26 protein-coding genes and 1 tRNA gene are annotated in these 25,705 nt (G+C 58.7%); 17 read left to right on the top strand and 10 right to left on the bottom strand.

From position 1 onward, the window contains the following. Positions 1–172 precede the first annotated feature (172 nt). A complete protein-coding gene (locus ASC96_RS02790; protein WP_060501083.1) occupies positions 173–415 on the bottom strand; it encodes a hypothetical protein in 243 nt (80 codons plus the stop codon). 412 nt (positions 416–827) lie between these two features. Here ASC96_RS02790 and ASC96_RS02785 point away from each other — a divergent pair, with 412 nt between their 5' ends. Both ASC96_RS02785 and ASC96_RS02780 read left to right on the top strand, forming a co-directional pair. Further along, entirely contained in the window at positions 828–2,279 is a 1,452-nt protein-coding gene (locus ASC96_RS02785) for a transporter substrate-binding domain-containing protein (RefSeq protein WP_060501081.1), read from the top strand. A gap of 52 nt (positions 2,280–2,331) precedes the next feature. Next, complete coding sequence (locus ASC96_RS02780) at positions 2,332–3,096, top strand: transporter (RefSeq protein ID WP_244481818.1); 765 nt, start codon at positions 2,332–2,334, stop codon at positions 3,094–3,096. A gap of 184 nt (positions 3,097–3,280) precedes the next feature. Here ASC96_RS02780 and ASC96_RS02775 read toward each other — a convergent pair. Further along, positions 3,281–3,370, bottom strand: a tRNA-Ser gene (locus ASC96_RS02775). Between the two features lie 278 nt (positions 3,371–3,648). Here ASC96_RS02775 and ASC96_RS02770 point away from each other — a divergent pair. The 4 genes from ASC96_RS02770 (at position 3,649) to ASC96_RS02750 (ending at position 8,767) form a co-directional block, all read left to right on the top strand. Continuing rightward, on the top strand, positions 3,649–3,966 hold the full coding sequence (locus ASC96_RS02770; RefSeq protein ID WP_060501077.1) for a hypothetical protein: 318 nt from the start codon (positions 3,649–3,651) through the stop codon (positions 3,964–3,966). Positions 3,967–4,228: 262 nt separating this feature from the next. Further along, a complete protein-coding gene (locus tag ASC96_RS02765; RefSeq protein WP_060501075.1) occupies positions 4,229–5,113 on the top strand; it encodes an AraC family transcriptional regulator in 885 nt (294 codons plus the stop codon). A gap of 183 nt (positions 5,114–5,296) precedes the next feature. Then, positions 5,297–7,465, top strand: a complete 2,169-nt coding sequence (locus ASC96_RS02755; protein WP_060501071.1) for a TonB-dependent siderophore receptor — start codon at positions 5,297–5,299, stop codon at positions 7,463–7,465. 309 nt (positions 7,466–7,774) lie between these two features. After that, on the top strand, positions 7,775–8,767 hold the full coding sequence (locus ASC96_RS02750; protein ID WP_060501069.1) for a BMP family ABC transporter substrate-binding protein: 993 nt from the start codon (positions 7,775–7,777) through the stop codon (positions 8,765–8,767). A gap of 81 nt (positions 8,768–8,848) precedes the next feature. On the opposite strand, the gene ASC96_RS02745 is transcribed toward ASC96_RS02750, so the two are convergent. Beyond that, positions 8,849–9,058, bottom strand: coding sequence for a SlyX family protein (locus ASC96_RS02745; RefSeq protein ID WP_060501066.1), 210 nt, complete (start codon positions 9,056–9,058; stop codon positions 8,849–8,851). A 278-nt stretch (positions 9,059–9,336) separates the two neighbouring features. On the opposite strand from ASC96_RS02745, the gene ASC96_RS02740 reads away from it, so the two are divergent. The 7 genes from ASC96_RS02740 (at position 9,337) to deoA (ending at position 16,387) form a co-directional block, all read left to right on the top strand. Next, on the top strand, positions 9,337–10,872 hold the full coding sequence (locus ASC96_RS02740) for an ABC transporter ATP-binding protein (protein WP_060501063.1): 1,536 nt from the start codon (positions 9,337–9,339) through the stop codon (positions 10,870–10,872). Continuing rightward, positions 10,869–12,002: an ABC transporter permease gene (locus ASC96_RS02735; RefSeq protein ID WP_060501062.1), complete on the top strand. Its 1,134-nt coding sequence runs from the start codon at positions 10,869–10,871 to the stop codon at positions 12,000–12,002. Before ASC96_RS02740 ends, ASC96_RS02735 begins: the two co-directional genes overlap by 4 nt. A gap of 3 nt (positions 12,003–12,005) precedes the next feature. Continuing rightward, on the top strand, positions 12,006–12,977 hold the full coding sequence (locus tag ASC96_RS02730; protein ID WP_060501060.1) for an ABC transporter permease: 972 nt from the start codon (positions 12,006–12,008) through the stop codon (positions 12,975–12,977). A gap of 2 nt (positions 12,978–12,979) precedes the next feature. Further along, entirely contained in the window at positions 12,980–13,372 is a 393-nt protein-coding gene (locus ASC96_RS02725; RefSeq protein WP_060501058.1) for a cytidine deaminase, read from the top strand. Beyond that, positions 13,369–14,160 (top strand): purine-nucleoside phosphorylase, encoded by a 792-nt coding sequence (locus ASC96_RS02720; protein WP_060501056.1) that lies wholly within the window; start codon positions 13,369–13,371, stop codon positions 14,158–14,160. Before ASC96_RS02725 ends, ASC96_RS02720 begins: the two co-directional genes overlap by 4 nt. A gap of 137 nt (positions 14,161–14,297) precedes the next feature. Next, positions 14,298–15,071: a deoxyribose-phosphate aldolase gene (deoC, locus tag ASC96_RS02715; RefSeq protein ID WP_060501434.1), complete on the top strand. Its 774-nt coding sequence runs from the start codon at positions 14,298–14,300 to the stop codon at positions 15,069–15,071. Next, positions 15,068–16,387 carry a thymidine phosphorylase gene (deoA, locus tag ASC96_RS02710; RefSeq protein ID WP_060501054.1) on the top strand — a complete coding sequence of 440 codons (1,320 nt, stop codon included), beginning with the start codon at positions 15,068–15,070 and terminating at the stop codon, positions 16,385–16,387. The genes deoC and deoA overlap by 4 nt, the downstream gene beginning before the upstream one ends. Here deoA and ASC96_RS02705 read toward each other — a convergent pair. The 7 genes from ASC96_RS02705 to ASC96_RS02675 all read right to left on the bottom strand — a co-directional run bounded on the left by ASC96_RS02705 (position 16,377) and on the right by ASC96_RS02675 (position 22,015). Next, a complete protein-coding gene (locus ASC96_RS02705; protein WP_060501052.1) occupies positions 16,377–16,892 on the bottom strand; it encodes a TIGR02281 family clan AA aspartic protease in 516 nt (171 codons plus the stop codon). The genes deoA and ASC96_RS02705 overlap by 11 nt on opposite strands. Positions 16,893–17,069: 177 nt before the next feature. Further along, positions 17,070–17,699 carry a uracil phosphoribosyltransferase gene (gene upp / locus ASC96_RS02700; protein WP_060501050.1) on the bottom strand — a complete coding sequence of 210 codons (630 nt, stop codon included), beginning with the start codon at positions 17,697–17,699 and terminating at the stop codon, positions 17,070–17,072. 128 nt (positions 17,700–17,827) lie between these two features. Further along, positions 17,828–18,796 (bottom strand): adenosine deaminase, encoded by a 969-nt coding sequence (locus tag ASC96_RS02695; RefSeq protein WP_060501048.1) that lies wholly within the window; start codon positions 18,794–18,796, stop codon positions 17,828–17,830. Further along, a complete protein-coding gene (locus ASC96_RS02690) occupies positions 18,793–20,013 on the bottom strand; it encodes a phosphopentomutase (protein WP_060501045.1) in 1,221 nt (406 codons plus the stop codon). Before ASC96_RS02690 ends, ASC96_RS02695 begins: the two co-directional genes overlap by 4 nt. A gap of 159 nt (positions 20,014–20,172) precedes the next feature. After that, entirely contained in the window at positions 20,173–20,766 is a 594-nt protein-coding gene (locus tag ASC96_RS02685) for a TadE/TadG family type IV pilus assembly protein (RefSeq protein WP_060501043.1), read from the bottom strand. 10 nt (positions 20,767–20,776) lie between these two features. After that, entirely contained in the window at positions 20,777–21,388 is a 612-nt protein-coding gene (locus ASC96_RS02680; RefSeq protein WP_060501041.1) for a TadE/TadG family type IV pilus assembly protein, read from the bottom strand. A gap of 201 nt (positions 21,389–21,589) precedes the next feature. Next, on the bottom strand, positions 21,590–22,015 hold the full coding sequence (locus ASC96_RS02675) for a pilus assembly protein N-terminal domain-containing protein (protein WP_082511904.1): 426 nt from the start codon (positions 22,013–22,015) through the stop codon (positions 21,590–21,592). 307 nt (positions 22,016–22,322) lie between these two features. Between ASC96_RS02675 and ASC96_RS02670 the strand changes: the two genes are divergently transcribed. The 4 genes from ASC96_RS02670 to ASC96_RS02655 all read left to right on the top strand — a co-directional run bounded on the left by ASC96_RS02670 (position 22,323) and on the right by ASC96_RS02655 (position 25,690). Further along, the gene (locus tag ASC96_RS02670) at positions 22,323–22,502 is read left to right on the top strand and encodes a Flp family type IVb pilin (RefSeq protein ID WP_060501039.1); all 180 of its coding nucleotides are present in this window, start codon (positions 22,323–22,325) and stop codon (positions 22,500–22,502) included. 144 nt (positions 22,503–22,646) lie between these two features. After that, on the top strand, positions 22,647–23,159 hold the full coding sequence (locus tag ASC96_RS02665) for a prepilin peptidase (protein ID WP_082511903.1): 513 nt from the start codon (positions 22,647–22,649) through the stop codon (positions 23,157–23,159). Between the two features lie 177 nt (positions 23,160–23,336). Then, entirely contained in the window at positions 23,337–24,149 is an 813-nt protein-coding gene (gene cpaB / locus ASC96_RS02660; RefSeq protein WP_060501035.1) for a Flp pilus assembly protein CpaB, read from the top strand. A gap of 20 nt (positions 24,150–24,169) precedes the next feature. Continuing rightward, entirely contained in the window at positions 24,170–25,690 is a 1,521-nt protein-coding gene (locus tag ASC96_RS02655; RefSeq protein ID WP_112834703.1) for a type II and III secretion system protein family protein, read from the top strand. The last annotated feature ends 15 nt before the right edge of the window (positions 25,691–25,705 follow it).

The raw sequence follows: 25,705 nt of genomic DNA, 5'->3' as shown, positions 1-25,705 counted from the left end.
AGGCAGCCTGGAATTGTGACTTCAACTCAGTCCACAGTCGGCTCTCGCCGTCAAGACTGAACAGGACAACTTGGGCGGTCCAGCTGATCCATGACACAGGTTCGTATTGTATTTTTGACACAGCCGGGTGACATCGGCGTTGCCGGGCCAATTTGACCCGGCAGTCCACCGCTTATCCGGATAGACCCTGTAACCCCAGTGCCGCATTCTGGCGCAGGTCCGTGATCGCGGTCCTCAGTTCGGCCTCTTCCCATCCTGCCGCCAGGCCGCCCTCGATCAGCTGTGCCTCCACATCCGCTTCCGTCAGCGCTTCCTCTTTCGACAAGTGTTCGAGTGCCACCTGCAGCGCTTCTTCACAGTCGAGCGCGCGTTCCGGATGGCCAATCGGGCGTTTGGGGGATGCGATATAAGTCATGCTCATTTCTCCTTGGCGGTGGCGTCGAGGCCGTACTGGAAATTTGCGTTGAAAGCAGACTGTCGATTGCCGTCATGGTGTAGCGCAGGCGCGTGCGTGCGCAAAGCTGAACTTGCTGCGAGCCATAGTGTCGTTCACTGCCGGGTAGGGATGAAAACCTGAAAGCCGGGAAGATGTCGATCCAGTGAAGATGACAAAATTCTAAGTGGTATTTTTGATCGCTGGACACTCTCGACACCCGGATCGGAATGCTCCATTTTCAGAATGGCTCCTTCCGGTATCATGGGCTAGCCAAAGCGTTTTCGGCGCGTTCTGGGTGCTGCCTGGCGTGAAGAAGTTGAAGTACAGTAGCGTTGCATCCGAATCGAGACACTCAACCCGGACGGCGACCGCCGTTTAAGAGGCGCTCCTTATGGCAAACCGGCTTCTCGTGATGTTTCTCGTGCTGTGCGGATCGGCCGGCATTGTATTTGGTTCCGGGCCTGCCTTGAGCCAGGACCACGCCTCGCTGCTGGGCAAATTCACGGATGATTTCGACGCGATGGAAAAGCGTCGGCTGGTGCGCATCATCGTGCCTTTCAGCAAGACCATCTACTTCATCGACAAGGGCGCTCAATACGGCACCGCGGTCGATTTCGGCACCGAGTTCCAGAAGGTCCTCAACGCCAAGACGAAGAAGGAGATCGACAAGATGCGCGTCGCCTTCGTTCCGGTAGCGCGCGACGAGCTGATCACCGCCTTGAACGAGGGGCGTGGCGATATCGTCATGGCCAATCTGACAATCACGCCTGCAAGACAGGTGGAGGTCGATTTCTCTGCACCGCTTTACGCCAAGGCTTCGGAGGTTCTGGTGACAGGTCCCGGCGCAACGGGCGTCAAAAGCCTGGATGATCTCGCCGGCAAGGAAATCCGCCTTCGTCCTTCCAGCAGCTATTACGAGCATCTGGCGGCGATCAATGAAAAGCGGAAGGCGGAGGGAAAGCCGGAAATCACGCTGGTTGCGATGGACGAAAATCTGGAAGACGAAGACCTGCTCGAAATGGTCGACGCGGGACTTCTGCCCTGGACGGTGGTCGATGACTACAAGGCGACGATCTGGAAGAACGTGTTTCCCAATCTCACCGTGCATCCGGATATCGCCGTCAATACCGATGGCGAGATTGCCTGGGCGATCCGCAAGAATAGCCCGCTTCTGAAGGCCAAGCTCGATGCTTTCGCCAACGATCACAAGATCGGCACCACCTTCGGCAATATCCTGAAGAACCGCTTTTACAAGAGCGACAAGATGGTGCGCCGTGCCTATTCGCCCGCGGAGATGGAGAAATTCACCAAGCTCGTCGATATCTTTCGCAAGCATGCCGGCGAATATTCCTTCGACTATCTGATGGTGATCGCCCAGGGCTATCAGGAATCGCAGCTGGACCAGTCGCGGCGCAGCCCGCGTGGCGCTGTCGGCATCATGCAACTGCTCCCGACGACTGCCGCCGACAAGGCGGTCGGCATCAAGGATATTTCAAGCGCTGACCGAAACGTCGAGGCCGGCAACAAGTACCTTCGCCACCTGATCGATACCTATATCGCCGATCCAGCCCTGCCGCCGCGCGAACAATTGCTCTTCGCGTTTGCGGCCTACAATGCCGGGCCGGGCAACCTGCGTAAATTCCGCGCCAAGGCAGCCGAGATGGGCCTCGATCCGAACCGCTGGTTCGGCAATGTCGAAAACGGTGCCGCCGCCATCGTTGGACGGGAAACCGTTCAATATGTCAGCAATATCTACAAGTACTACATCGCCTACGACATGCTGGCCGAACATGCGCACATGGGCGACAAGCACACCACTGAAGCCAAGAGCGCTGTCGAGTAGCCTTTCCAGGAGTCTCCCAATGACATTGAAGATTTTCCTCGCACTGGCTGCCATGGCGCCGTTTGTCACCCCGGCGACGGCACAGGATTCGGGAGCCGACCTCGCCAAGAAACTCTCCAACCCGATTGCGTCGCTCATCAGCGTTCCATTCCAGTTCAACTATGATCATGGTTATGGCCCGCTCGATGGCGACAAGGCGACGCTCAACATCCAGCCCGTCATACCGATCTCACTGAACGAGGATTGGAACCTCATATCCCGAACCATCCTCCCGGTGACGTGGCAGGACGACATCGCGGGGCCTTCGGGAACCCAGTTCGGCCTCGGTGACATCGTCCAGAGCTTCTTTCTGTCTCCCGCGAAACCGGCCGAAAGCGGCATCATATGGGGGGCCGGTCCCGTGTTCCTGATTCCGACAGCGACAGACGATCTGCTTGGCGGCGAAAAATGGGGAGCCGGCCCGACAATCGTAGCGCTCAGGCAAGATGGGCCATGGACTTACGGCATCCTTGCCAACCACATCTGGTCGTTCGCGGGCAACAGTGATCGCAGCGATGTCAGCAGCACCTTCCTGCAGCCCTTCCTTTCCTACACGACATCCGACGCCTGGACGTTCGCCCTGAATACGGAGTCAACGTATGACTGGAAGGCTGAACAGTGGTCGGTTCCGATAAATTTCACCGTCTCCAAGCTTGTCACCATCGACAAGCAGCCAATCAGCTTCACCGCTGGACTTCGCTACTGGGCGGAAGCTCCTGAAAATGGACCGGAAGGCTTGGGTGTCCGGCTCGCGGTGACATTCCTGTTTCCGAAATAGCGGTACTGGAACATCATTTGAGCGAGTGGCCGGGATGCAGTCGAGGGCGCTCCGGCAAGGAGCGGCTGTAAACGGCTCGCACGCCGGCTGTGCATAAGATTACGGAGAAACTATCCCACGATGGATCAGTCAGTGTCCAATCTGGTGGCGATCACGTCACGTCACGTCACGTCAAAGGGATGAATGGCGGACAGAGCGGGATTCGAACCCGCGATACGCTCTCACGTATACACACTTTCCAGGCGTGCGCCTTCAACCACTCGGCCACCTGTCCGTTTTGTCAATCGCACCGGCGGTTGGGGCCGGTGGATTAGAGACAAGCGCTTGCTTTCTCCTGAGAACCCCGTTCGGCTGGGCCAAACCGGGTGAGCCGCGGGCGAAAACCTGCGGACCGGCGCGATATATACCGAGGAACTCGGTGGGATCAACTGATTTCTGACAGTTTTTTGACTTCTTGCGATCCGCGCCTGCGAAAAGGTGGGATTGCGCTTGCTCCAGCCTGTGCTTATTGCTTGCTGAGCCCGGCCAATACGGCGGTAGAGTGGAGGCGGAATGCGGTTTTTGCTGCGGTTTGCGAGTTTTCTGGCGCTTGTCATGGGGGTTCTCGTTGCATCTGTCGATGCCATCCAGTCGGTCTCGGCATCGCAACCGGTGTTGACGCCATTGGCGGCGGCGCTTGCGGCAGGCGGGTCCTCGACGCAGTCGCTGGTGCAGAGCCTGGAGCGGCCGCATGCGAATGGTGCGTTTCTCGATCCGCTGATCCGTTGGTCTCTGCAGCAACCGGCTTTTGCCTTCTTCCTGCTGATCGCGCTGATCCTTTGGGTAATAGCCTACAAGCGGCGGTCCGTTGCCGGCCGGTTCTCGGCTTGAGTAAGCAAAGCCGAGTGTGAACCGGCAAAAAAGTCAGTTCTCTTTCCGCTAGCGTTGTTTTCTACGCGCCGAGCGTGCGTCTGCCGGTCTGTCACCTCTAATCCCCCGCCCGGCATGGTGAAAAGGACACAACGCCCGACAAACGATGGGGTTGCGGGCTTTTCAGCAATTGCAAAGATGCTGGATTTCGAATAGTAAAACTTGAATATAAAAAGTAGGTTTTACTCCGACCTGTAGCGACAGCCGATTCTACCGAGACCTCATGACCTTTCAACCGCGCATGAACAACAGGATTTCCGGGTTTTCCGTCATTGGCGGCCTGAACCGGCGCGAGTGGAACGGTATTGTTGCGGATCTCTGGGACGTCGAATGCGCGCCGGCCGCCGGCGGATTTTATGTGGCAGATGATCCGCGGCTGTTCATCGTGCTTGATGCCAAGGGCGGCGGGCGGCGTAATATCCGGCTGCGTCAGGCGCATCAGGCTGTCGCGGAAGACAGCCGCCGGCAGATGATTTCCTATATTCCGGCCGGCATGGAGTTGTGGGCCGAGATGGTCGATGTGAACTACGTCCGCCATCTCGATCTGCATTTTAACGCGGAGGTCCTCAGCCGCAGGCTGATGGAGGACGTCGATACGCGCAAGCTGGATACGCCGCGCTTGATGTTTTCCGAACCGCGTTTCCTGGTTCTGGCCGAGCTGATCGCTGCCGAATGCGCGAACCCGCAACCGTTGCACGATCTCTATGGCGATGGCCTGTCCGTTGCGCTGTTCGTCGACGTGATGAAGCTTGGCCCGGTGCGAACGCGCAAGCGCAGCGAACTGGCATCCTGGCAGTTGCGCCGTTCCATCGAGTATATCGAGGAAAATTGCCTGCGCGGTATCCGGATGGAGGAACTGGCAACCCTCACGGGCCTGTCCCAGTCCTATTTCAGCCATGCCTTCAAGGCTTCGACCGGCCTGCCACCGTATCAATGGCAGATGAAGGCGCGTATCGAGCGGGCCAAGCAGTTGATGCTGAAAGGCGAATTGCCGATGAGCGGGGTTGCTGCGGAAACGGGCTTTGCCGATCAGGCGCACTTTACCCGTGTGTTCCGCAAATCGGTCGGTGCGACGCCCGCCATGTGGGCAAAAAGCCAACGGTTTTGAGCATTTGCGCTTTGCCTGGGCATAATGCGGAATATGGACCAGAAACGTTCAAGAACCGCAGCCAGAGACAATCCGAACTCATCATAGTTGAGCTAAAGACTCCGCTTATATTCATGGACATGCCGGATCACGTGCCGCCGACGGGGGCGAAGACGCCCGGTTTCAAGCTGGGGTGACGAATTCATGCAGATCAAGGGGACTGGTCTCTATCGGGTGTTGATGGCGAGCGCGGCTGTTGCGGCGATCACCGGAGTACAGCCGGCACATGCACAGGACGCGGCAACGGGCAGTGCCACGGCGTTGGAGCGACTGACCGTTGAAGGCGGCAAGGGCGGCAAGCCCAGCGAGGGCGAGGCAACCGGCCCCGTTGATGGCTACGTGCCGAAGGCAACGGGTACGGGATCGAAGACCGCAACGCCGGTTTCGGAAATTCCGCAATCAGTGTCGATTATCGGACGCAAGGAACTGGACGATCGCGGCGTCGTCACCAAGATCGACGAGGCGCTGCGCTACACCGCTGGCGTTTCGACCGAGCCCTTCGGCAGCGACCCCGACACCGACTGGTTCTATATCCGCGGCTTCGATGCGACCCAGACCGGCGTCTTTCTTGATGGTCTGAACCTCTATTCCTACGGCTTCGGCGGTTTCCAGACGGATGCCTACATGATGGAACGTGTCGAGATCCTGAAAGGCCCGGCCTCCGTTCTCTATGGCGGCTCGAACCCCGGCGGTATCGTTGATCTCGTGCGCAAGCGCCCGCAGGCGGAGCCTGCCTATTCCACCGAGATCGGCATCAACAATTTCGGCAACGCCTTCTTCGGCTTCGATGCCAATGACAAGGTGAATGCCGACGGAACGATCACTTACCGCATTACCGGCAAGATTGCTGGTGGCGATAATTATTCGGATTTCTCCGAGGATTTGCGCGGCTTCATCATGCCGCAGATCACCTATGCGCCGGACGATGCGACATCGCTGACGGTGTATGCGATCGCCTCCGCCTTCGATCAGACCCATGTCGGCAACGGTTTTCTGCCCTACGAGGGCACGGTGACCAATGCGCCGTTCGGCAAGATCGACCGCGACCTGTTTACCGGCGAGCCGGATCACGATTTTGGCCGTTACGACCAGCAGATGTTCGGCTACGAATTCTCCCACGAGTTCGACAATGGATGGAAGGTCTCGCAGAACCTGCGCTACAGCCATCTCGATAAGGCTGAGGAGCTGGTCTATCCCTACGCCTATACCCCGACCTATGATCTGGCCCGGCTTGGCTTCAAGCATGATACGTCAGTCGATAGCTTCAGTGTTGACAACCGCGCTGAGAAGGAATTCTCGACCGGACCGCTCAATCACTCGCTGCTACTCGGCCTGGATTACAAGAATTTCAAAATCGACCAGACCCAGGCTTCAGCATTTCCTGGCCCGGACCTCGACCCGACCGACCCGGTCTACGGTGGCACTCTGCCTGCGTACTTCACCTATCTCGACGGTGTCACGCGGATGAAGCAGACTGGCGTCTATGCGCAGGATCAGATCCGGTTTGGCGATGGTTGGCTGGTCACGCTGAATGGCCGCTACGACTATGTCGATATCGACAATGCTTCCTGGCTTGCGACAGGTTCCTACAGCACCACGGATAGCGCGGTGAGCGGCCGTGCCGGCCTTGCCTATGAGTTCGACAACGGCCTGACGCCGTATGTTTCGGCGGCTACCTTCTTCAATCCTCTGGTCGGAACGGCATTCACCGGCGGGGCGCTTGAGCCGGAAGATGGCCACCAGATCGAAGGCGGCATCAAGTACGAGCCGACCTTTATCGATGGCCTGTTCACGGCCTCCGTCTATCATATCGTCAAGAAGAACGTGGCGCTGACCCGTCCCGATTTCCTGCAGGAACAGCTTGGCGAAGTGACCTCCACCGGTCTGGAACTGGAAGGCAAGGTCAATCTCAATCAGAACTGGAGGCTGATCGGCTCCTATACCTATAACGATCTGGAGGTCACCGAAGATCTCAATCCGGCGCTGATCGGCAACCGGCCGTATCTGATCCCGGAACACCAGGCGGCTCTTTGGGTCGAATATCTGGTAACCGATGGCGCGATGGAAGGTGTCAGCATCGGCGGTGGCCTACGCTATCAGGGCGAGTCTTTCGCCGATATGGCAAACACCGCCAAGGTTCCGGACGCGGTCGTCGCGGACGCTGCGATCCGCTACGAAAAGAACGGCTGGGGTGCAGCCCTCAACGTCACCAACCTGTTCGACAAGGAATACGTCAAGGGTTGCCAGGGCCTGTTCACCTGCGGCTACGGCGACCAGCGGACAGTGACGCTGAAGCTCAGCAAGTCCTGGTAGCGCAGGCCAGAGAGAAAATATTGAAAGTCGCGGCGCCTGGGTGCCGCGGCTTTTTCGTTTACGGCAGGCGTGGACGGCCTACGGACGGAGATTGCCCACCAGCCAATTTGATGATTTTGCCGGTTTTTTGAGCCATTTACCTTTTTTTACCAATTGAAAAATTTCGGGTGAATTTTGATTTGAGGCATGCAAGGATGCGCCCCAGCCAAACATCCCCTAAAAAGGGAGTGGTGGTTCCGCAGACATGCTCCCGAAAGAGGAGCTTGCGGGAGGACCCAACAAGATCAATAGCAACAACAGGGCTGCACAATGAAAAAAACCCTCCTCGGTCTCTTTGCCTTTTCGATGATGTCGGCCACGGCTCTTGCTGCCGACGTTAAGCCGGCGCTCATTTTCGATCTCGGCGGCAAGTTCGACAAATCCTTCAACGAAGCAGCCTTCAACGGCGCGGAAAAGTTCAAGACCGAAACCGGCATTGAATACCGCGAGTTCGAAATCAGCAACGACGCCCAGCGCGAACAGGCGTTGCGCCGCTTCGCCGGCGACGGCAACAACCCGATCGTGGTTGTCGGCTTCAACTGGGCGCCGCCGCTGGAAAAGCTGTCGGCTGAATATCCGGACACCAAATTCGCCATCATCGACACCGTCGTTGAGAAGCCGAACGTCAAGTCGATCGTCTTCAAGGAGCAGGAAGGCTCGTATCTCGTCGGCGTTCTCGCCGGTCTCGCTTCCAAGTCGAAGACCGTCAGCTTCGTCGGCGGCATGGATGTTCCGTTGATCCACAAGTTCGCCTGCGGCTACATCGGTGGCGCCAAGTCCACCGGCGCTGATGTCAAGGTGCTCGAAGCCTATACGGGCACCACGCCGGATGCCTGGAACGACCCGGTCAAGGGTGGCGAAATCGCCAAGTCGCAGATGGATCAGGGTTCTGATGTTGTCTATCACGCTGCCGGCGGTACCGGCGTTGGCGTGCTGCAGGCGGCCGCAGATGCTGGCAAGCTCGGCATCGGCGTCGATTCGAACCAGAATGGCCTTCAGCCGGGCAAGGTCCTGACCTCGATGCTGAAGCGCGTCGATGTTGCCGTCTATGAAGCCTTCAAGGCTGCCAAGGATGACAAGTTCGAGTTCGGCACGTCGAACCTCGGCCTCAAGGAAGATGGCGTCGGCTTTGCGCTCGATGACAACAACAAGGCGTTGATCACCCCGGACATGCTGACTGCGGTCGACAAGGTCAAGGCTGATATCATTGCCGGCACGGTTCAGGTTCACGACTACATGTCGGATGAAGCCTGCCCTTATTGATCTCGTGTGATTGAATGAAAGAAGCCGCCGGTCCTTTGGGCTGGCGGCTTTTTCGTGTCATGAGGAAGGTAAGTAGCCGGCTCAGTAATGCGGCGGCCGGGTATTCGCCGGCGCTTCCAGGCTCTGCTCTTCAAGGCTGAGAAAGCGCTCGGTCAGCCGGTCGAGTTTGGCCCGGATTTGCTCGACCACAGTCCATTGCTGCGTCAATTGATCGGACAGTTCTTCGATCGTCTTCGCTTGGTGTGCGATCGTCTCCTCAAGGCGGGTGATACGTTCGCTGTCGTTGCTCATGGTTTTTCCTTAAGGCAGCCTCGTGTTCGATGCATTCCCTATCATATCCACATGATCGATACAGTCTGCGGTCCGGCTATATTGCGTTTCGTCCGGAAGTGCGTAAATCGCGCTGGACTCTCCCGAATGAACTGGGAAGAGTAGATGGGCTTTCGATTTTTTGACTTACGCGTCGGGAATTCGATGCTAAACTTATACCAATTGGTAAAAAAATCGATGCCCGGACTACCGCTCTCAAGGCGGAGGAAACCGGGCCGACTTGGGGAACATGGGTCAATATGAGCGATATTGCCATTGAGTTGCGTGGTATCGACAAGAGCTTCGGCCTTGTCCATGCCAACAAGAATATCAACCTGACCGTCCGCAAGGGCACCATTCACGGCATTATCGGTGAAAACGGCGCCGGTAAATCGACGCTGATGTCGATCCTTTACGGCTTCTACCAGGCCGACAAGGGCGATATCATCATTGATGGCAAGACCGTGACGATCAAGGATCCGAACGCGGCGATTGCCAGCGGTATCGGCATGGTGCACCAGCATTTCATGCTGGTCGAAAATTTCACCGTGCTCGAGAATGTCATGCTCGGCGCCGAAGAAAGCCAGATCCTCAACACCAGTATTTCCAAGGCCCGCGTCGAGCTGAAGCGGCTGGAAAAGGAATATGCGCTGGAGGTCAATCCGGATGCGCTGATCGAGCAGTTGCCGGTCGGCCTGCAGCAGCGCGTCGAAATCCTCAAGGCCCTCTATCGCAAGGCCGATATCCTCATTCTCGATGAGCCGACGGGCGTTTTGACGCCGCCGGAAGCCGACCATCTGTTCCGCATCCTTGGCCAGCTGAAGGACCAGGGCAAGACGATCATCTTCATCACCCACAAGCTGCGCGAGATCATGGCGATCACTGACGAAGTCTCCGTCATGCGCCGCGGCGAGATGGTGGCGACGCGCAAGACCAAGGAAACCTCGGTCGAGGAACTGGCCGAACTGATGGTTGGCCGCCGCGTGCTGCTTCGCGTCGAAAAGGGCGCGGCCAATCCGGGTGAGGTGAAACTCGCGGTGGAAAACCTGACGGTGCGTGACGGTCGCGGCGTCACCATGGTCGACAACGTTTCCTTCAATTTGCGCGCCGGTGAAATCGTCGGCATTGCCGGTGTTGCCGGCAATGGCCAGTCGGAACTTCTGGAAGCAATCTCGGGCATCCGCAGGGCGGTCAGCGGCAAGGTGCTGCTGAACGGCAAACCGATCGACGTGACCGGCCATGTCGACCCGCGCGAACTGCGCGACCGCGGCCTCGGCCATGTTCCGGAAGATCGCCATCATGTCGGGCTGGTGTTGAAGTTCGAGGAGGCCGAAAACGGCATTCTCGGCTATCACCATGAAAAGCGCTTCCTGAACGGGGTGTTTCTCAACACCAAGGCGATCCAGGCGGATGCTGAGGAGAAGATCAAGAAATACGACATCCGGCCGCCCAATCCACGGCTGAAGACCGCCAATTTTTCTGGCGGGAACCAGCAGAAGATCGTGCTGGCGCGCGAAATGGAGCGCGGCCCGGATGTGCTGATCATCGGCCAGCCGACACGCGGTGTCGATGTCGGCGCCATCGAATTCATCCACAAGCGGATCATCGAGATGCGCGACCAGGGCATGGCTGTTTTGCTCGTCTCTGTCGAACTCGATGAAATCCGTGCCCTGTCCGACCGTATCATCGTCATGTTCGCCGGCGGTGTGGTTGGCGAGCGCGATCCGGATGCGACCGAAGGGGAGCTCGGCCTGTTGATGGCCGGTGTCGAAGGCCGCAAGGAGGCCGCCGAATGAGCAATCCATACGCAAAACTGCCGGCCTGGGCCGAATATGGCCTGATCCCGCTGATCAACCTTGTCGTCGCCTTTCTGGTGGCCGGTCTCGTCGTGCTTCTGGTCGGCGAAAACCCGCTGAATGCCGCCTACCATATGATCAACGGCGCCTTCGGCCGCGGCGAATATATCGGCTTCACGCTGTATTATGCCACGACCTTCATCTTCACCGGCCTCTCGGTCGCAGTCGCCTTCCATGCCGGGCTGTTCAATATCGGCAGTGAAGGCCAGGCCTATATCGGCGGCATCGGCGTGGCGCTTGCCTGCCTCTGGCTCGACAAGACCATGCCCTGGTTCGTGGTCTTTCCGTTGGCGATCATCGGTTCGGCCGCTTTTGGCGCCATGTGGGCCTTCCTGCCCGGCTGGCTGCAGGCCAAGCGCGGCAGCCACGTGGTTATTACCACCATCATGTTCAATTTCATCGCCGCCAGCCTGATGGTCTATCTGCTGACCCGCGTTCTGAAGCCTCTCGGCCAGATGGCGCCACAGACCCGTACTTTTGAGGCGGGCGGGCAGCTGCCGAAGCTGGACTGGCTTATGTCGATCTTCGGGCTCAATCTCGGCAATTCGCCGTTCAACGTCTCCTTCCTTTTGGCGCTTCTGGCCGCGTTCGGGGTCTGGGTGCTGATCTGGCGCACCAAGCTCGGCTACGAGATGCGCACCATGGGCCATAGCCCCTCGGCGGCGCGCTATGCCGGCATTGGCGAGGCGCGCATCACCGTCATCGTCATGATGATCTCGGGTGGTCTGGCCGGTATGATGGCGCTGAACCCGATCATGGGCGAGCAGTATCGCATGCAGCTGGATTTCGTGCAGGGCGCCGGCTTCGTCGGCATCGCAGTGGCGCTGATGGGCCGGTCGCATCCGGCCGGGATCATTCCGGCAGCCGTCCTGTTCGGCATGCTTTATCAGGGCGGAGCCGAAATCGCCTTCGAAATGCCGTCCATTTCGCGGGACATGATCGTCATCATCCAGGGCCTGGTCATTCTCTTTGCCGGCGCGCTCGAAAACATGTTCCGCCCGGCCATCGGCCGAGCATTTGCCGGTATCGGCCGCCGCTCCGCAGTTGCAGCCCAGACAAGGGGAGCCTGAGCCATGGATTTTTTCCACACGATCATCGCGATCCTTGAATCGACCATCCGTGTTTCCGTACCCTTGATCTTTGCGGCGCTGGCCGGCTTGTTCACCGAGCGGGCAGGGGTGTTCGACATCGGCCTTGAAGGCAAGATGCTCGGTGCCGCTTTTGCCGCCGGTGCGGTTGCTGCGGTCACCGGCAATGTGATGATGGGCCTGATGGCCGCCGTCCTCATCTCTGTCCTGTTGTCATTGGTGCATGGGTATGCCTCGATCACCCAGCGCGGCAGCCAGATCGTTTCCGGCGTCGCCATCAACTTCATCGTTGCCGGGTCCACGGTCATTCTCGGCGAAGCCTGGTTCCGGCAGGGCGGCCGCACACCCGCACTGTCAGGCGATGCCCGCTTCCAGACGATAACACTGCCGTTTGCCGATGCGGTCAGGGACGTGCCGTTTCTTGGGCCGATCTATTCCGAACTGTTGTCCGGCCATTTCATCCTGACCTATGTCGCCTTCGCCCTGGTTCCGTTCAGCTGGTGGGTGCTCTATCGCACCCGCTTCGGCCTTCGCCTGCGTGCCGTCGGCGAAAACCCGAGTGCCGTCGATACTGCCGGTATTTCCGTGATCTGGCTGCGCTACCGCGCCGTCATCTGCTGCGGCATTCTCTGCGGCTTCGCAGGGGCCTATCTGTCGCTGGCGATGAGTGCGGGCTTCGTCAAGGGTATGACGGCGGGCAAGGGCTATATCGCGCTTGCGGCGCTGATCTTTGCCAAGTGGCGGCCGGTCAACATCATGCTTGCCTGCCTGCTGTTCGGTTTCCTCGATGCGCTGTCGATTCGCCTGCAGGGAAATCCGCTGCCGTTGATCGGTCAGGTACCGGTACAATTGATGCAGGCGCTGCCCTATATCCTCACGGTCATCCTGCTTGCCGGTTTCATCGGCAAGGCCATCCCGCCCAAGGCAGGTGGTGTACCCTATGTGAAGGAGCGCTGACCATGGAGAACGAACTTTTCGAGGCAGCCCGCGAGGCGATGGAAAAAGCCCATGCGCCCTATTCGAAGTTCCCCGTCGGCGCTGCCATCCGCGCCGAGGATGGCCGGATCTATACCGGCGCCAATATCGAGAACCTGTCCTTTCCGGAGGGCTGGTGCGCCGAGACGACTGCGATCAGCCACATGGTGATGGCCGGACAGCGCAAGATCGTCGAAGTCGCTGTCATCGCCGAGAAGCTGGCACTTTGCCCCCCCTGCGGCGGCTGCCGCCAGCGGCTTGCGGAGTTTTCCGGGGCCAGCACCCTTATTTTCCTTTGCGATGAAACGGGTGTGAAGAAGACCTTGTCGATGTCGGATCTTCTGCCGCACTCCTTCGAGACCGAGGTTTTTGGATGACGGCCGCTGCAGATATGCTGAAGGCCAGGCTTGCCGGCCTGTCGCCACGCTACGGCATCGTGCTCGGCTCGGGCCTTGGATCGCTGGTTGATGCGGTCACGGATCCCGTGCGGATATCCTATGCCGATATACCGGGCTTTCCGATCAGCGCCGTATCGGGCCATGCCGGCGAGCTGGTTGCTGGCAGGATCGGCGGCGTTCCGGTTATCGTCCTCTCAGGCCGGGTGCATTTCTACGAGCGTGGCGATGCCAATGCGATGCGCACGCCGATCGAGACATTGAAGGCGCTCGGCGTCGAAACGTTGATCCTCACCAATTCGGCCGGATCTCTGCGGGAAGACTTGCCGCCGGGCTCGGTGATGCAGATCACCGACCATATCAATTTCTCCGGCACCAGCCCGCTGATTGGTATCGACAGCGATGATCGCTTCGTCGGCCTCACGTCGGCTTACGATCCGGGCCTTGTCGAGCGCATGCGCGCTGCGGCGATCAAACTGGATATTCCGTTGGGCTCAGGGGTTTATATGTGGTTTTCCGGCCCCAATTTCGAAACGCCGGCCGAAATCCGCATGGCCCGTATTCTTGGTGCGGATGCCGTCGGCATGTCGACCGTACCGGAAGTCATTCTTGCCCGGTTTTTCGGTCTGAAGGTTGCAGCCGCCTCGGTTATCACCAATTTCGGAGCGGGCATGACGGGCGGCGAACTCAGCCATCACGAGACCAAGGACATGGCCCCCATCGGCGGCAAACGGCTGGCTTCAATCCTTGCGGAAATGATCTCCGCTTAGCCTGACCAGGCTTTCACAGTTGCAGTGGCGCGCAAGACGGGTTTGCGCGGCCGTCTCAAGCGTATAGAACAACCATTCGTGACCGGTCGCAGCTCCGCTCACGATTGATCGCGATCTAGAAATGGACGGACACCATGATGCTTGAAGCTTCCAATCGCCAGATAGCCGCACTAGCGCTGTCCCTGTTGGATCTCACCGACCTGACGGACGACTGCACACCCGAGGCGATTGAAAAGCTCTGCGCCTCTGCCCGTACGCCGCATGGACATACGGCAGCAATCTGCATCTGGCCGCGCTTTGTTGCCCAGGCGCGAGAAATTCTTGGGTCCAGCAGCGCTGTTAAGATCGCAACGGTCGTCAATTTCCCTTCGGGTGAATTGCCTGTCGAAACCGTTGTCGCCGAAACGCAGCAGGCGATTGCCGATGGCGCCGACGAGATCGATCTGGTCATCCCCTACCGCGCCTTCATGGCGGGCGACGAACAGGCCGTCCGCACGATGATATCCGCCGTGCGGAAAGCTTGCCCGGCGCCTGTCGTGCTCAAGACTATCCTTGAAACCGGCGAGTTGAAGGATCGCGGTCTGATCCGCAACGCATCCCATATCGCCATCCAGGAGGGCGCTGATTTCATCAAGACATCGACCGGCAAGGTTGCTGTCAACGCAACGCTCGAGGCGGCGGATATCATGCTCACCTGCATCCGCGAAAGCGGCCGCAAGGTTGGCTTCAAGCCGGCCGGTGGGGTTCGCACCGTTGGCGATGCCCGCCTCTACCTCAATCTTGCTGCGACGATTCACAGCCCGGACTGGCCGATGCCCTCGACGTTCCGCTTCGGTGCCTCCGGCCTGCTCGGTGATATCCTCTCGGTACTGGACGGTCGCGAGCCGGTGGCCGGCGCGACGGCCTATTGATCATGATCCCGCAGGAGGTCATACGGCGAAAGCGGAACGGCGAGACGCTCGACAAAGCCGATATCGCCGGTTTTATCCGTGGCCTCACGAACGGATCGATCTCCGAAGGACAGGTAGCGGCCTTTGCCATGGCCACCTGGTTCTCCGGCATGAACCTTGAGGAAACGGTGGCGCTGACCCTTGCCATGCGCGACAGCGGCGACGTGCTGTCCTGGGTCGATATCGGCCGGCCGGTTGCCGACAAACACTCGACAGGTGGTGTTGGCGATAACGTATCGCTGATGCTGGCACCGATCGTCGCCGCCTGCGGACTGGCCGTGCCGATGATTTCCGGGCGCGGCCTTGGCCATACCGGCGGCACGCTCGACAAGCTGGAATCGATTTCGGGCTACGATATCAAGCCCTCGGAAGCACTTTTCCGCCGGACCGTTCAGCAGGCCGGTTGCGCCATCATCGGCCAGACGGCCGATCTGGCACCGGCCGACCGGCGGCTCTACGCCATCCGCGATGTAACGGCGACGGTTGATTCCGTGCCGCTGATCACCGCCTCCATACTGTCAAAGAAGCTGGCAGCGGGACTGCAGTCGCTGGTGCTGGACGTCAAGATCGGCAATGGCGCCTTCATGGTCGGGCAGGAGGAGGCGGAGACGCTGGCCCGCTCGCTGGTGGGTGTCGCCAATGGCGCTGGCGTCAAGACGACGGCGCTGATCACCGATATGAACGAACCCCTGGCCGATGCCGCTGGAAACGCGGTGGAAATCGAAAATTGCGTCGCCTTCCTGCGCGGCGAAAAAGCCGGGACCCGCCTTGAGGCGGTGGTGATGGCCTTCGCGGCGGAGATGCTGATGACATCCGGTTTCGCGGCCAGTCCCGCAGAGGGCACTGATCTTGCTCGCCAGGCGCTGGGCACCGGTGCAGCGCTGGAGCGGTTTGGCCAAATGGTTCACTTGCTCGGCGGTCCGGCTGATTTCATCGGCCGGCCGCATGCTTACCTGGTGAAAGCGCCGGTCATTCTGCCCGTCGAAGCGCCAATTGAGGGGTATCTTCAATCCTGCAATGCCCGCGATGTCGGGATGGAGGTCATTGCACTCGGGGGAGGCCGGACACGGCCGGACGAGGCGGTCGATCATCGTGTCGGTTTCAGCGGCTTGAAACCGCTTGGGACAAGGGTTGAGAAGCGTGAACCTTTCGCCTTTGTTCATGCGGCCAGCGAAGATCAGGCATTGAAGGCGCGTGCCCGGCTACAGGAGATCTACAGGATCGGCAGCGACGCGTTGCCGGAACGGCCGGTGATTGTTTCCAAGATCAGCGGGTAAGGTGCAGCGCACCGTCCTCGACCTTGTAGGACGAGAGCTTGGTAAGAAAACTCATGCCCACCAGCATGCCTGACAGCGATTTGTCGGGCAGGACCATCGCCTGGACGTCCTTGACCGCAATCGTGCCGATCTCGACACGATCCAGCATGACGACGGCAGCCTTGACGATGCCATTGGCGGTATTAACCCTGGCGTCAAAGGACAATGAAGCTGTGGAGACGCCCAGCCTCCGTGCCGTCGATACATTGATGGCAACGACGCTGGCGCCCGTATCGACCAGTCCGTCCGCCTTGCGGCCATTGATGGTGAATGTTCCTGAAAAATGCCCGCCGGGACCCGGCTGCAGGATCACACCTTTGCCACCGGCATACTTCGCCGGGCTTACCTGGGCCGGTTTAACGGCGGTGCCGGTTTGCGGTCGATCGAGATAGGACGTGGCAAGGTTCGGCACTATCATGGCGGCGGCAGCGATGCCTCCTGCAAAGACAGCCATACGAACCAGCATCGATCGACCCCCGTAAGTGAAACCTCTCCACAGCTAAGCACGAAGCTCGCTAACAGGATGCAAAAAGCCGCCGGGTTTTCCGGCGGCCGCCTGTCGAGTTTTGAATCTGGTTAAGGAATCCGCAATGCCCGGTCAGCCCTGCCGTCTGCCGAGTTTGTGTCAGACCGGCCGTTTGGCTTACTTCGTGCCGTACATCCGGTCACCGGCATCACCGAGACCCGGCACGATATAGCCCTGCTCGTTGAGGTGGCTGTCGATCGACGCGGTGAAGATCGGCACATCCGGGTGCGCGGTCTGGAAATTCTTGATGCCTTCAGGGGCCGCCAGCAGGCAGAGGAACCGCAGGTTTTTCGCGCCGCGCTCCTTCAGCTTGTCGATGGCTGCAATCGACGAGTTGCCTGTCGCCAGCATCGGATCGACGACGATCACCAGACGTTCGGACATCGCTTCCGGCGCCTTGAAGTAATATTCGACCGCTTCCAGCGTTTCATGATCGCGGTAGACGCCGACATGCGAGACGCGGGCGGAGGGGACCAGTTCCAGCATGCCTTCGAGCAGGCCGTTTCCGGCGCGCAGGATGGACGCAAAAACCAGCTTCTTACCTTCGAGAACCGGCGCCTGGATGGTCTGCATCGGCGTTTCGATGGTTTCCATCGTCAGCTCGAGGTCGCGGGTAACCTCGTAGCAGAGCAACGTGGATATTTCGCGCAGCAAGCGGCGGAACCCCGCTGTCGAGGTTTCCTTCTTGCGCATGATGGTCAGCTTGTGCTGCACAAGCGGGTGATTGATGACTGTAACGCCGTCCATGGCCAAGCCCTCCTGCGGGATCTGGATTTTAAATCCTTTTTTCACGGAAAGGCGAGACGCCGCAAGGCCAGAACGGCGCTTTACGGCGTCATCCCCAGCCCGAGCGGTCCAAAGAGCGGCGCGGGGCTTTAAAGAGAAGCCAGGAGACGCGCGCGTGTCGGCTCATCGACAAAAGCCGCCTCGATCGCCGTGCGGGTCATGCCATTGATCTGCTCGTCGCTAAAGCTCATCACCTGCGAGGCGATCTCGTATTCCTGCTTCAGCGATGTATGGAAAAACGGCGGGTCGTCGGAGTTGAGCGTCACCCGGCATCCGGCCTCATGAAGTGCGCGCAACGGATGCGCGGCAAAATCCGGGAAGACCTGCAGCGACACGTTGGAGCCCGGGCAGGTCTCCAGCACCACGCCTTCGTCTGCGATCCGCCTGACCAAATCTGCATCCTCGATGGCGCGGACGCCGTGGCTGATGCGCGATGGGCGGACATGATCGAGCGCATCGCGCACGCTGAAGGCGCCCGCCATTTCGCCGGCATGAATGGTCAGGCCGAGACCGCAATCTCGGGCAATATCGAAGGCGCGAGAGAAATCGGCGACCGTGTGCATGCGCTCGTCGCCGGCGAGGTTGAAGCCGGTGACTAGCGGATGTTCGCGCTTGGCCGCATAGAGCGCTGTCCGCTCGGCGGCCTCCGGCCCCATGTGGCGGATGATGGTGATGATCATCCGGCCTTCGATGCCTGTCTTTTCCTTGGCTGCGGCAATACCGGCGGCAAGCCCGCGGATATAGGCATCGCTGCCGATGCCGATCGTGTTGCCGTGATCGGGCGAAACGATGATCTCGCTGTAGATCGTGCCCGCCTGTGCAAGCTCGGTCAGATAGGTCTCGGCCAGAAGCGCATAATCCTCTTCCGTGCGGAAAAGTTCGGCAACGGCGTCATAGCATTTCAGGAATTCGCTGAAATTGGCCCAGACATAGGCCCCGTCCTTGATGATGCCGCTGATGTCGACATTGTATTTTTTCGCCATGATCAAAGCGAGTGCCGGCTGCGCGGCGCCTTCGATATGGCAATGCAGTTCGGCCTTCTTCAGATATGCGGTCACAGAAAACTTCTCCCATGCAGACCCGGGGCAAGGCCCAGATGTTTGGCGATCGTCTCTCCAATCCCGGCAAAGCTCGGCAGAACGCCGATCGAGCGGGTGCGGATGCCGGGGCCGAAGACGAGGATCGGCACGCGTTCACGCGTATGATCGGTGCCGCGCCAGGTCGGATCACAACCATGGTCGGCGGTCAGGATGACGATGTCGCCGGGTTTCAGCTTGCGGTCCAGATCCGGCAGCCGCTGGTCGAAGGCTTCAAGGGCGGCGGCATAACCCGGCACATCGCGGCGATGGCCGTAGAGCATGTCGAAATCGACGAAATTGGTGAAAACCAGATCGCCGTCCTCAGCTTCATCCATGGCTTTCAGTGTCGCCTCGAACAGCTCCATATTGCCATTGGCCTTGATCGTGCGGCCAATGCCCTGATGGGCGAAGATATCGGCGATCTTGCCGACAGCGTGCACGGTACGCCCGGCTTCCTTCAGGCGATCGAGGAGGGTCGGCTCGGGCGGCAGCACGGAGTAGTCGCGGCGGTTGCCGGTGCGGACGAAATCCTTTGGCGTGCTGCCGACGAAGGGCCGGGCTATGACGCGGCCGATATTGTAATCGTCGAGCAGCCGGCGCACGACCTGGCAGAATTCCAGGAGCCGTTCGAGGCCGAAGGAGTGTTCGTGCGCGGCGATCTGGAAGACGGAATCCGACGAAGTGTAGCAGATCGGCTTGCCGGTCCGCATATGCTCTTCGCCATATCGCTCGATGATGTCGGTGCCGGAGGCATGGCAATTGCCGAGAATACTGGGGACACCGCCTTCGCGGCAGATCGCTTCGACCAGTTCGACCGGGAAGGCGTCACCTTCGGCGGGGAAATACCCCCAGTCGAATCTCACCGGTGTCCCGGCAATTTCCCAGTGGCCGGAGGGCGTATCCTTGCCGCGCGAGACTTCGCTTGCAGCACCGTAAAGTCCGAACACGCGCTCCGGCAACGGCATGCCGGCAGGCAGGCGTTTGTTGGCGAGCTTTGCCGCATGCAGCAGGCCGAGCGCCGACATGTTGGGGAGCGTCAGTGGCCCTTCGCGCAGGCCCTCGCGGTCACCGGCGCCAGCCGCGCAGAACTCGGCGATATGGCCGAGCGTATCGGCGCCATCGTCACCAAATTCGACCGCGTCCGGCGCCCCGCCAATGCCGAAGGAATCTAGTACGAACAGAAAGGCACGCGCCATAAACCACCCAATATGCTGCCGGAGAGACAGAACAAATATATGGTTTCATTCCACGCGATCACAGCGGGACTGAAACCGCGCAGAAATACTCCGGCGCGGCACATATTGCAATTGGCCAGATCGCTGGCGGATTTCGGTTAAGATTGGAGCGGCGTGTTTTTACTTGAAGACCGGGCAATCGCCGCATGTTATCTCGGCACCGACGCGCTGGCGGAAATAGGCGGTGCTGGAAATATCGATGCTATTGACCGCGCTTGCGGAGAGCCCCGGTGCAAAGAGCAGGATCTCATGTGGAACGACCAGTTCCGATCGCACGATAAAGGTATCTACGGCAGAGATATCGCTCGGCATGGTGACGACAGAGTCCTTCTTGTAAGGGGCAGTGCCCGCCTGATCATAAGACCAGGCCACTTTGCCGACGCCGGGGCCGGTCATCTTGATACCAGTCATTTTCAGTTTGTAATTGGCCATTCCAAAAGGAGACATGACGCTATTCGCGACGGCTTTCATGCCCTCGAGAGTGGTTTTGTCGACGCTTGGCATTTGAGTCAGCACGTCGGCCACGGTGCTTGAGGCGCGCGCCACTTTCCGGGAGACATTAAAGCCGACCGAGATTTCGAAGCAACCGATATAGGCCATGATCAACAACGGCGCGATGATCGCGAATTCGATTGCACCGGTTCCCTTCCGGTCTCGCCAAAGCGCCCTGAAGGCCTCCAGTTTCCAGCAGAACAATGCCTTATGGTAACGCATGGCCTGCTCCTCAGTAGCTTTCGGTGCGGAAGGCCGATGTTGCCACCATCAGGTAGTCGTTCGGCATACTGGTTCCGGCGGGGCGTAAATTGGTGATGTAGGGGCGGACGAGATCGGTGATGACTTCCCAGCGATAATAGGCACGGACGATAGTGATTGTCGTCGGCCCACCCGGTGTAAACTGGAAGCCGGATGTGTCGAGATCGCCGTTCTTTCGCGGGAGAGCGTTCGGAATTTTGGAGAAATCCGCAAAGCTTCGCACATCAATGAACAGTTTTGACGGCGTCTTAGCCTCGGTCGCCGAGCAGGTCATGATCACCGAAATCTCGGCGCAGAAGGCTTTGCGGAAATCTTCTTTGGTGGTGTTGGTGGCGGTAATCTGGCCGGTTCGCACCTTGCGGGCCATGTTTTCGGTCGCATTGGCGAGGAGTTGTTCGGCCGTGAACGCCGTAAATGTCTCAAGCGAGGCGAAGATGACCATCATGAATGGCAAGGCGAGAAGGGCGAATTCAATCGCCGATGTGCCGGACTTATCTTTGAATAAACGCCGCAGCGGGCCGCGGGTGCGCCTAGAGCCGTCAATCTGACCAGCCGCAGTCTCTTCACCATGGTTGTTGAACATTTCGCCATTCCGCAATGCGCCATACGATGAGGCATATTAGGAAGCGACTGTTGATATTTCGTATGCAATGGTGAGAATAATTTGAATGGAAACCCTTACCGGATGATAAGGATTGGCGGCCAGATCTTACCCCCGGTTACGGCGTTCATGCCGTTGCCCCTGGCGCTCATCGTTGTATGCGCCACTTGCAGATACTGGCCTTCAGTTTGCAACCGTTGTCTTTTGCGTTGCGTGCTCTTCGCAATTGGGTGTGCAGGAAAGTACCGAGCGGACCGTCTGGCGATAGACACGCACCGTATTGCCTTCGTCGATTGAAACCAGAATGCGCTCGTCGACGATCGCATTTCCATCCGTATCGAGAATGACAAGGTTCGTCGTTCCGAAAGAGCGCCCTGTCAGAACGATGGTTTTCGCATCCGCTACAGTGGCATCGGCGACATCGGAATTGCCGATGATGACCTTGCTGACTGGCCGGTCGAGCTTAAGTACACGCGCCTGATTCATGAAGACATTCAGCATCTCGTCGGCTGCGGTCGCCGGAGGCGCCAAAAATGAACCGATAAAAGCCGGAATTGCGAGGGCCGCAGTCAGCAACCGCACGCTGATGGCTGTGTTTTGCAATTTCATGGCTTTTTCCTGACGATGTGATTTCCCAAGCATCCTATGGTTTGGTGAATGAAGCGTTAAATCGATGTTGTCGGTGACACTCAAAAGTGCACATCATGCTCAAGCAACGAGGGAAGCTGGAGAGAGCTGGCATTTTATACTTTGGGTTATTGGATTTTTCACCATGAAACCGGGTGTCAACTGTTAACGCGACGGTAACTCTTTTCTTTAAGCGAATTGAAATTCACGCTCTGTAGGTTCTGCTCATCCGATCAACGGAAACAGTTGGCGGAAGTGCTGAACAAACAAGTGAAGTAGGAGAGATACCATGACCAAGACTTTCGCACGTTTCATGAAGGATGAGTCCGGCGCGACCGCGATCGAATACGGCCTGATCGCTGCCCTCATCTCTGTTGCCCTGATCGCCGGCGCAGGGGCGCTTGGCTCGCAGTTGAACACGACCTTCGAAGGCTTGAAAACCACACTGGAAAACAATCAGCCGTCGTAACGCTTTAAATAGTTTGATTTTGAGAAAGCCGCTCCCGGTGGAAGCGGCTTTTTTATTGCGGCTGCATGAATGTTCTTTCGCAGCGTTGTTTCAACTTTTTTAAGTGCAGTAGCGTAGATTGAAATCAGCAATTTGGAGAGCGGGATGGCACAGGCTATTATTTTTGTAATCGTGCCGCTTTGCCTGGCTATCGCAGCCATCTGCGATCTGCTGACTATGACGATCCCGAACCGGGTGCCGGCAATCCTGTTGGGTGCATTTGTGCTTGTCGCGCCTCTTGCGGGGCTTAGCCTGCCGGTGATCGGCATGCATCTGGCAGCCGGCCTGATCGTTTTCGCCGTGTGCTTCGCCCTGTTTGCTATGAACACCATGGGTGGTGGCGATGCCAAGCTCTTGACGGCAAGCGCTGTCTGGTTCGGCCTCAATTTTTCGCTGATTGAGTTTCTCGTTTATGTGTCGTTCTTCGGCGGTGTTTTGACAATCCTGATCCTGATGTTGCGCGGCCGCGAAAATACGATCCTGGCGTCCGGGCTTCCGGTTCCGCATTTGCTGTTCACAGCCAAGAAGATTCCCTATGGCATAGCCATCGGGTTGGGGGGCTTCCTTGCCTATCCGTCATCGCCGCTGATGATGGCCGCGCTTGCCCGGTTGCATTAATCTCTTCGTTTCATTCTGAACCGGTGGTGTCCGCTTCGCGGTACATCTGAAATGATTTTTGCGCCTTTTTGAGGCGAACCATTTGTTAACCACGAATGTAAGTGGTCCGTTAACCATAATTACACCAATTCCTGATCAATCTGCGGCGGGCATATTCTCGGGCTGCAGGGAAAGATCATGAAACCGGTGCGCGTTATTATTCTGGCAGTGGCTGTCGCATCGGCAGGACTGGCCGGGTTCCTGGCACTCAAGCTGACCAGCGGCAAGACCGTGGTCAGCCGAGCCGCGCCGGTGATCGAGCGCGAGCCGACCGTCAACGTTCTGGTGGCCAGCAAGAGCCTGCCCGTGGGATCGAGGCTCGATCCGGATGCCGTGCGCTGGATTTCCTGGCCCAAAAACGGTGTCGTCGAAGGCCTGATCACCGAAGAGCTTCGTCCGAACGCTGTCACTGATCTCCAGGGCGTCGTTGTCCGCTTGCCGATTTTTAACGGTGAGCCGGTGCGGCAGGAAAAGATCGCGGATTCGTCGAGCCGGATCATGTCGTCGCTGCTGCCGGCCGGCAAGCGCGCTGTTGCAACCGAAATTACCGTAGCGACCGGCGCCGGCGGGTTCATTCTGCCGAACGACCGCGTCGACGTCATCATGGTGCGCAAGAATGACGACAATTTCCTAACCGAAACCGTTCTCAGCAACGTCCGCGTTCTCGCCATCGATCAGCAGGTCGAGGAAAAGGAAGATGGCTCCAAGTCAGTCGTCGGGACGACCGCGACGCTGGAACTGACACCGGATCAGTCGAAGGTCATGACGGTCGCCCAGCAGATGGCAGAACGCCTGTCGCTGGTGTTGCGCAGCGTCGCCGATGCACAGGAGCCGGATACGATCGGGGCTGATTATCTGCTGAGCGGTGACGGACGGCCCTCAATTCAGGTCATCAAGTCGGGCTCTATCGTCAAGAGCGATGACAGCTCATCCATGGTTCAAGCGAAATGATGTGTGAGCGGGAGCGGAACGTGAAGCGGATCGGAAACAAATTTCGGAGCTCTGTCGCAGGTGGGTTGGCCTTTTGCCTTGCTTTTTCAGGCATGCCAGCTGGAACCTTCGTTGCGGAAGCAGCGTCGCAGTCGCTTGTACGCATCGTCGATAGTGGACCAGGGGTCAAGAAAACCATCAAGCTGGGGCTGAACAAGGCTGTTGTCGTCGATCTGCCGACCGACGCGCACGACATCCTTGTCGCCGATCCGGCGCTGGCGGATGCCGTGACACGAAGCTCGCGCCGCATCTATCTGTTCGGAAAGATGGTCGGCCAGACCAATATTTTCGTATTCGGTCCGGGTGGCGAGGAAATTGTCAGCCTCGACCTGGAAGTCGAGCGTGATATTTCCGGCCTTGAAGCCAACCTCCGCCGCTTCCTGCCGGATTCCGACATCAAGGTCGAAATCATCTCCGACAACATCGTTCTGACGGGCACGGTTCGTACGCCATTGGATTCCACGCGCGTCGAGGAGCTTGCGCAGGCCTTCATCAAAGGCGGTGAGGCAACGACGCGCAATATCACCGCACAGGGCAACAATGGCGACGCCGACATCTTTGCCGAGCGCCGTCAGATTTCGCAGATCGTCAATCTTCTCCGGATCGATGGTGAAGACCAGGTGATGCTCAAGGTTACGGTGGCGGAAGTTTCCCGCCAGGTGCTCAAGCAGCTTGGCTTTAGCGGCTCGATCAAGAGTTCGACCAGCGGCAACGGCATCACTTTCCGCAATCCGGCGAATCTCGGCAACGCGGTCAACGCTTTCGCCTCGCAGATCAGCGGTTCCATCGGTTCCGGATCTATGGGCTTTACCAGTTATTTCAATGCGATGGAGCAGGCTGGCGTAATGCGAACGCTGGCAGAGCCAAGCCTCACGGCGATTTCCGGCAAGAAGGCCAGTTTCTCCGTCGGTGGCGAATATCGTCTGCCGTCCGAGCAGGAAATCGATGATGAGGGTACCCTTAGCCGAACCGTCGAAACCGTCGAGTATGGCATTGGCCTGGATTTCACGCCGGTCGTTCTGGGGCCGGGCCGCATCAGTCTGGAAATTGCAACCGAGGTTTCGGAGCCGACATTCGAGGGATCGGTCGTCAACGGCAACGCGGTCAATGTCCCCGGCCAGACCTATATGTCGATCCGCCGCCGCAAGGCATCCACCAGCGTCGAGCTTCCTTCCGGCGGCTCCATCGTTATCGGTGGTCTTGTCCAGGACGATATTCGTCAGGCGATGTCGGGCCTGCCAGGCGTTTCGAAGATTCCGATTTTCGGCACGCTGTTCCGCTCGAAGGATTTCGTCCGCAACGAAACGGAACTCGTCATCATCGCGACGCCTTATCTGGTCCAACCGGTCGCGCGCGGCGACCTGTCGCGCCCGGATGACAATTTCAATCCGACCGACGATCTGTCGAGCGCGTTTCTCGGCGAAGTCAATCGTATCTACGGCACCCGCCAGGCAGCCCCCACCGGGCAGTATCACGGCAATGTCGGCTTCATTTACAAGTAGGTGGGAGCGGACATG

Origin of the sequence: Rhizobium sp. Root1204 (assembly GCF_001424965.1) — a bacterium.
In the GTDB taxonomy this organism is placed as follows: Bacteria; Pseudomonadota; Alphaproteobacteria; order Rhizobiales; family Rhizobiaceae; genus Pararhizobium.
Note: the sequence above shows the minus strand (reverse complement) of the source record. Positions and strands in the feature narration are given on the sequence as shown.

Excerpts from the sequence above, each read along its gene's own strand:
- ASC96_RS02790 (WP_060501083.1), bottom strand. The coding sequence starts at position 415 with ATGACTTATATCGCATCCCCCAAACGCCCGATTGGCCATCCGGAACGC.
- ASC96_RS02785 (WP_060501081.1), top strand. The coding sequence starts at position 828 with ATGGCAAACCGGCTTCTCGTGATGTTTCTCGTGCTGTGCGGATCGGCC.
- ASC96_RS02780 (WP_244481818.1), top strand. The coding sequence starts at position 2,332 with ATGGCGCCGTTTGTCACCCCGGCGACGGCACAGGATTCGGGAGCCGAC.
- ASC96_RS02770 (WP_060501077.1), top strand. The coding sequence starts at position 3,649 with ATGCGGTTTTTGCTGCGGTTTGCGAGTTTTCTGGCGCTTGTCATGGGG.
- ASC96_RS02765 (WP_060501075.1), top strand. The coding sequence starts at position 4,229 with ATGACCTTTCAACCGCGCATGAACAACAGGATTTCCGGGTTTTCCGTC.
- ASC96_RS02755 (WP_060501071.1), top strand. The coding sequence starts at position 5,297 with ATGCAGATCAAGGGGACTGGTCTCTATCGGGTGTTGATGGCGAGCGCG.
- ASC96_RS02750 (WP_060501069.1), top strand. The coding sequence starts at position 7,775 with ATGAAAAAAACCCTCCTCGGTCTCTTTGCCTTTTCGATGATGTCGGCC.
- ASC96_RS02745 (WP_060501066.1), bottom strand. The coding sequence starts at position 9,058 with ATGAGCAACGACAGCGAACGTATCACCCGCCTTGAGGAGACGATCGCA.
- ASC96_RS02740 (WP_060501063.1), top strand. The coding sequence starts at position 9,337 with ATGAGCGATATTGCCATTGAGTTGCGTGGTATCGACAAGAGCTTCGGC.
- ASC96_RS02735 (WP_060501062.1), top strand. The coding sequence starts at position 10,869 with ATGAGCAATCCATACGCAAAACTGCCGGCCTGGGCCGAATATGGCCTG.
- ASC96_RS02730 (WP_060501060.1), top strand. The coding sequence starts at position 12,006 with ATGGATTTTTTCCACACGATCATCGCGATCCTTGAATCGACCATCCGT.
- ASC96_RS02725 (WP_060501058.1), top strand. The coding sequence starts at position 12,980 with ATGGAGAACGAACTTTTCGAGGCAGCCCGCGAGGCGATGGAAAAAGCC.
- ASC96_RS02720 (WP_060501056.1), top strand. The coding sequence starts at position 13,369 with ATGACGGCCGCTGCAGATATGCTGAAGGCCAGGCTTGCCGGCCTGTCG.
- deoC (WP_060501434.1), top strand. The coding sequence starts at position 14,298 with ATGCTTGAAGCTTCCAATCGCCAGATAGCCGCACTAGCGCTGTCCCTG.
- ASC96_RS02705 (WP_060501052.1), bottom strand. The coding sequence starts at position 16,892 with ATGCTGGTTCGTATGGCTGTCTTTGCAGGAGGCATCGCTGCCGCCGCC.
- upp (WP_060501050.1), bottom strand. The coding sequence starts at position 17,699 with ATGGACGGCGTTACAGTCATCAATCACCCGCTTGTGCAGCACAAGCTG.
- ASC96_RS02690 (WP_060501045.1), bottom strand. The coding sequence starts at position 20,013 with ATGGCGCGTGCCTTTCTGTTCGTACTAGATTCCTTCGGCATTGGCGGG.
- ASC96_RS02685 (WP_060501043.1), bottom strand. The coding sequence starts at position 20,766 with ATGCGTTACCATAAGGCATTGTTCTGCTGGAAACTGGAGGCCTTCAGG.
- ASC96_RS02680 (WP_060501041.1), bottom strand. The coding sequence starts at position 21,388 with ATGTTCAACAACCATGGTGAAGAGACTGCGGCTGGTCAGATTGACGGC.
- ASC96_RS02675 (WP_082511904.1), bottom strand. The coding sequence starts at position 22,015 with ATGAAATTGCAAAACACAGCCATCAGCGTGCGGTTGCTGACTGCGGCC.
- ASC96_RS02670 (WP_060501039.1), top strand. The coding sequence starts at position 22,323 with ATGACCAAGACTTTCGCACGTTTCATGAAGGATGAGTCCGGCGCGACC.
- ASC96_RS02665 (WP_082511903.1), top strand. The coding sequence starts at position 22,647 with ATGGCACAGGCTATTATTTTTGTAATCGTGCCGCTTTGCCTGGCTATC.
- cpaB (WP_060501035.1), top strand. The coding sequence starts at position 23,337 with ATGAAACCGGTGCGCGTTATTATTCTGGCAGTGGCTGTCGCATCGGCA.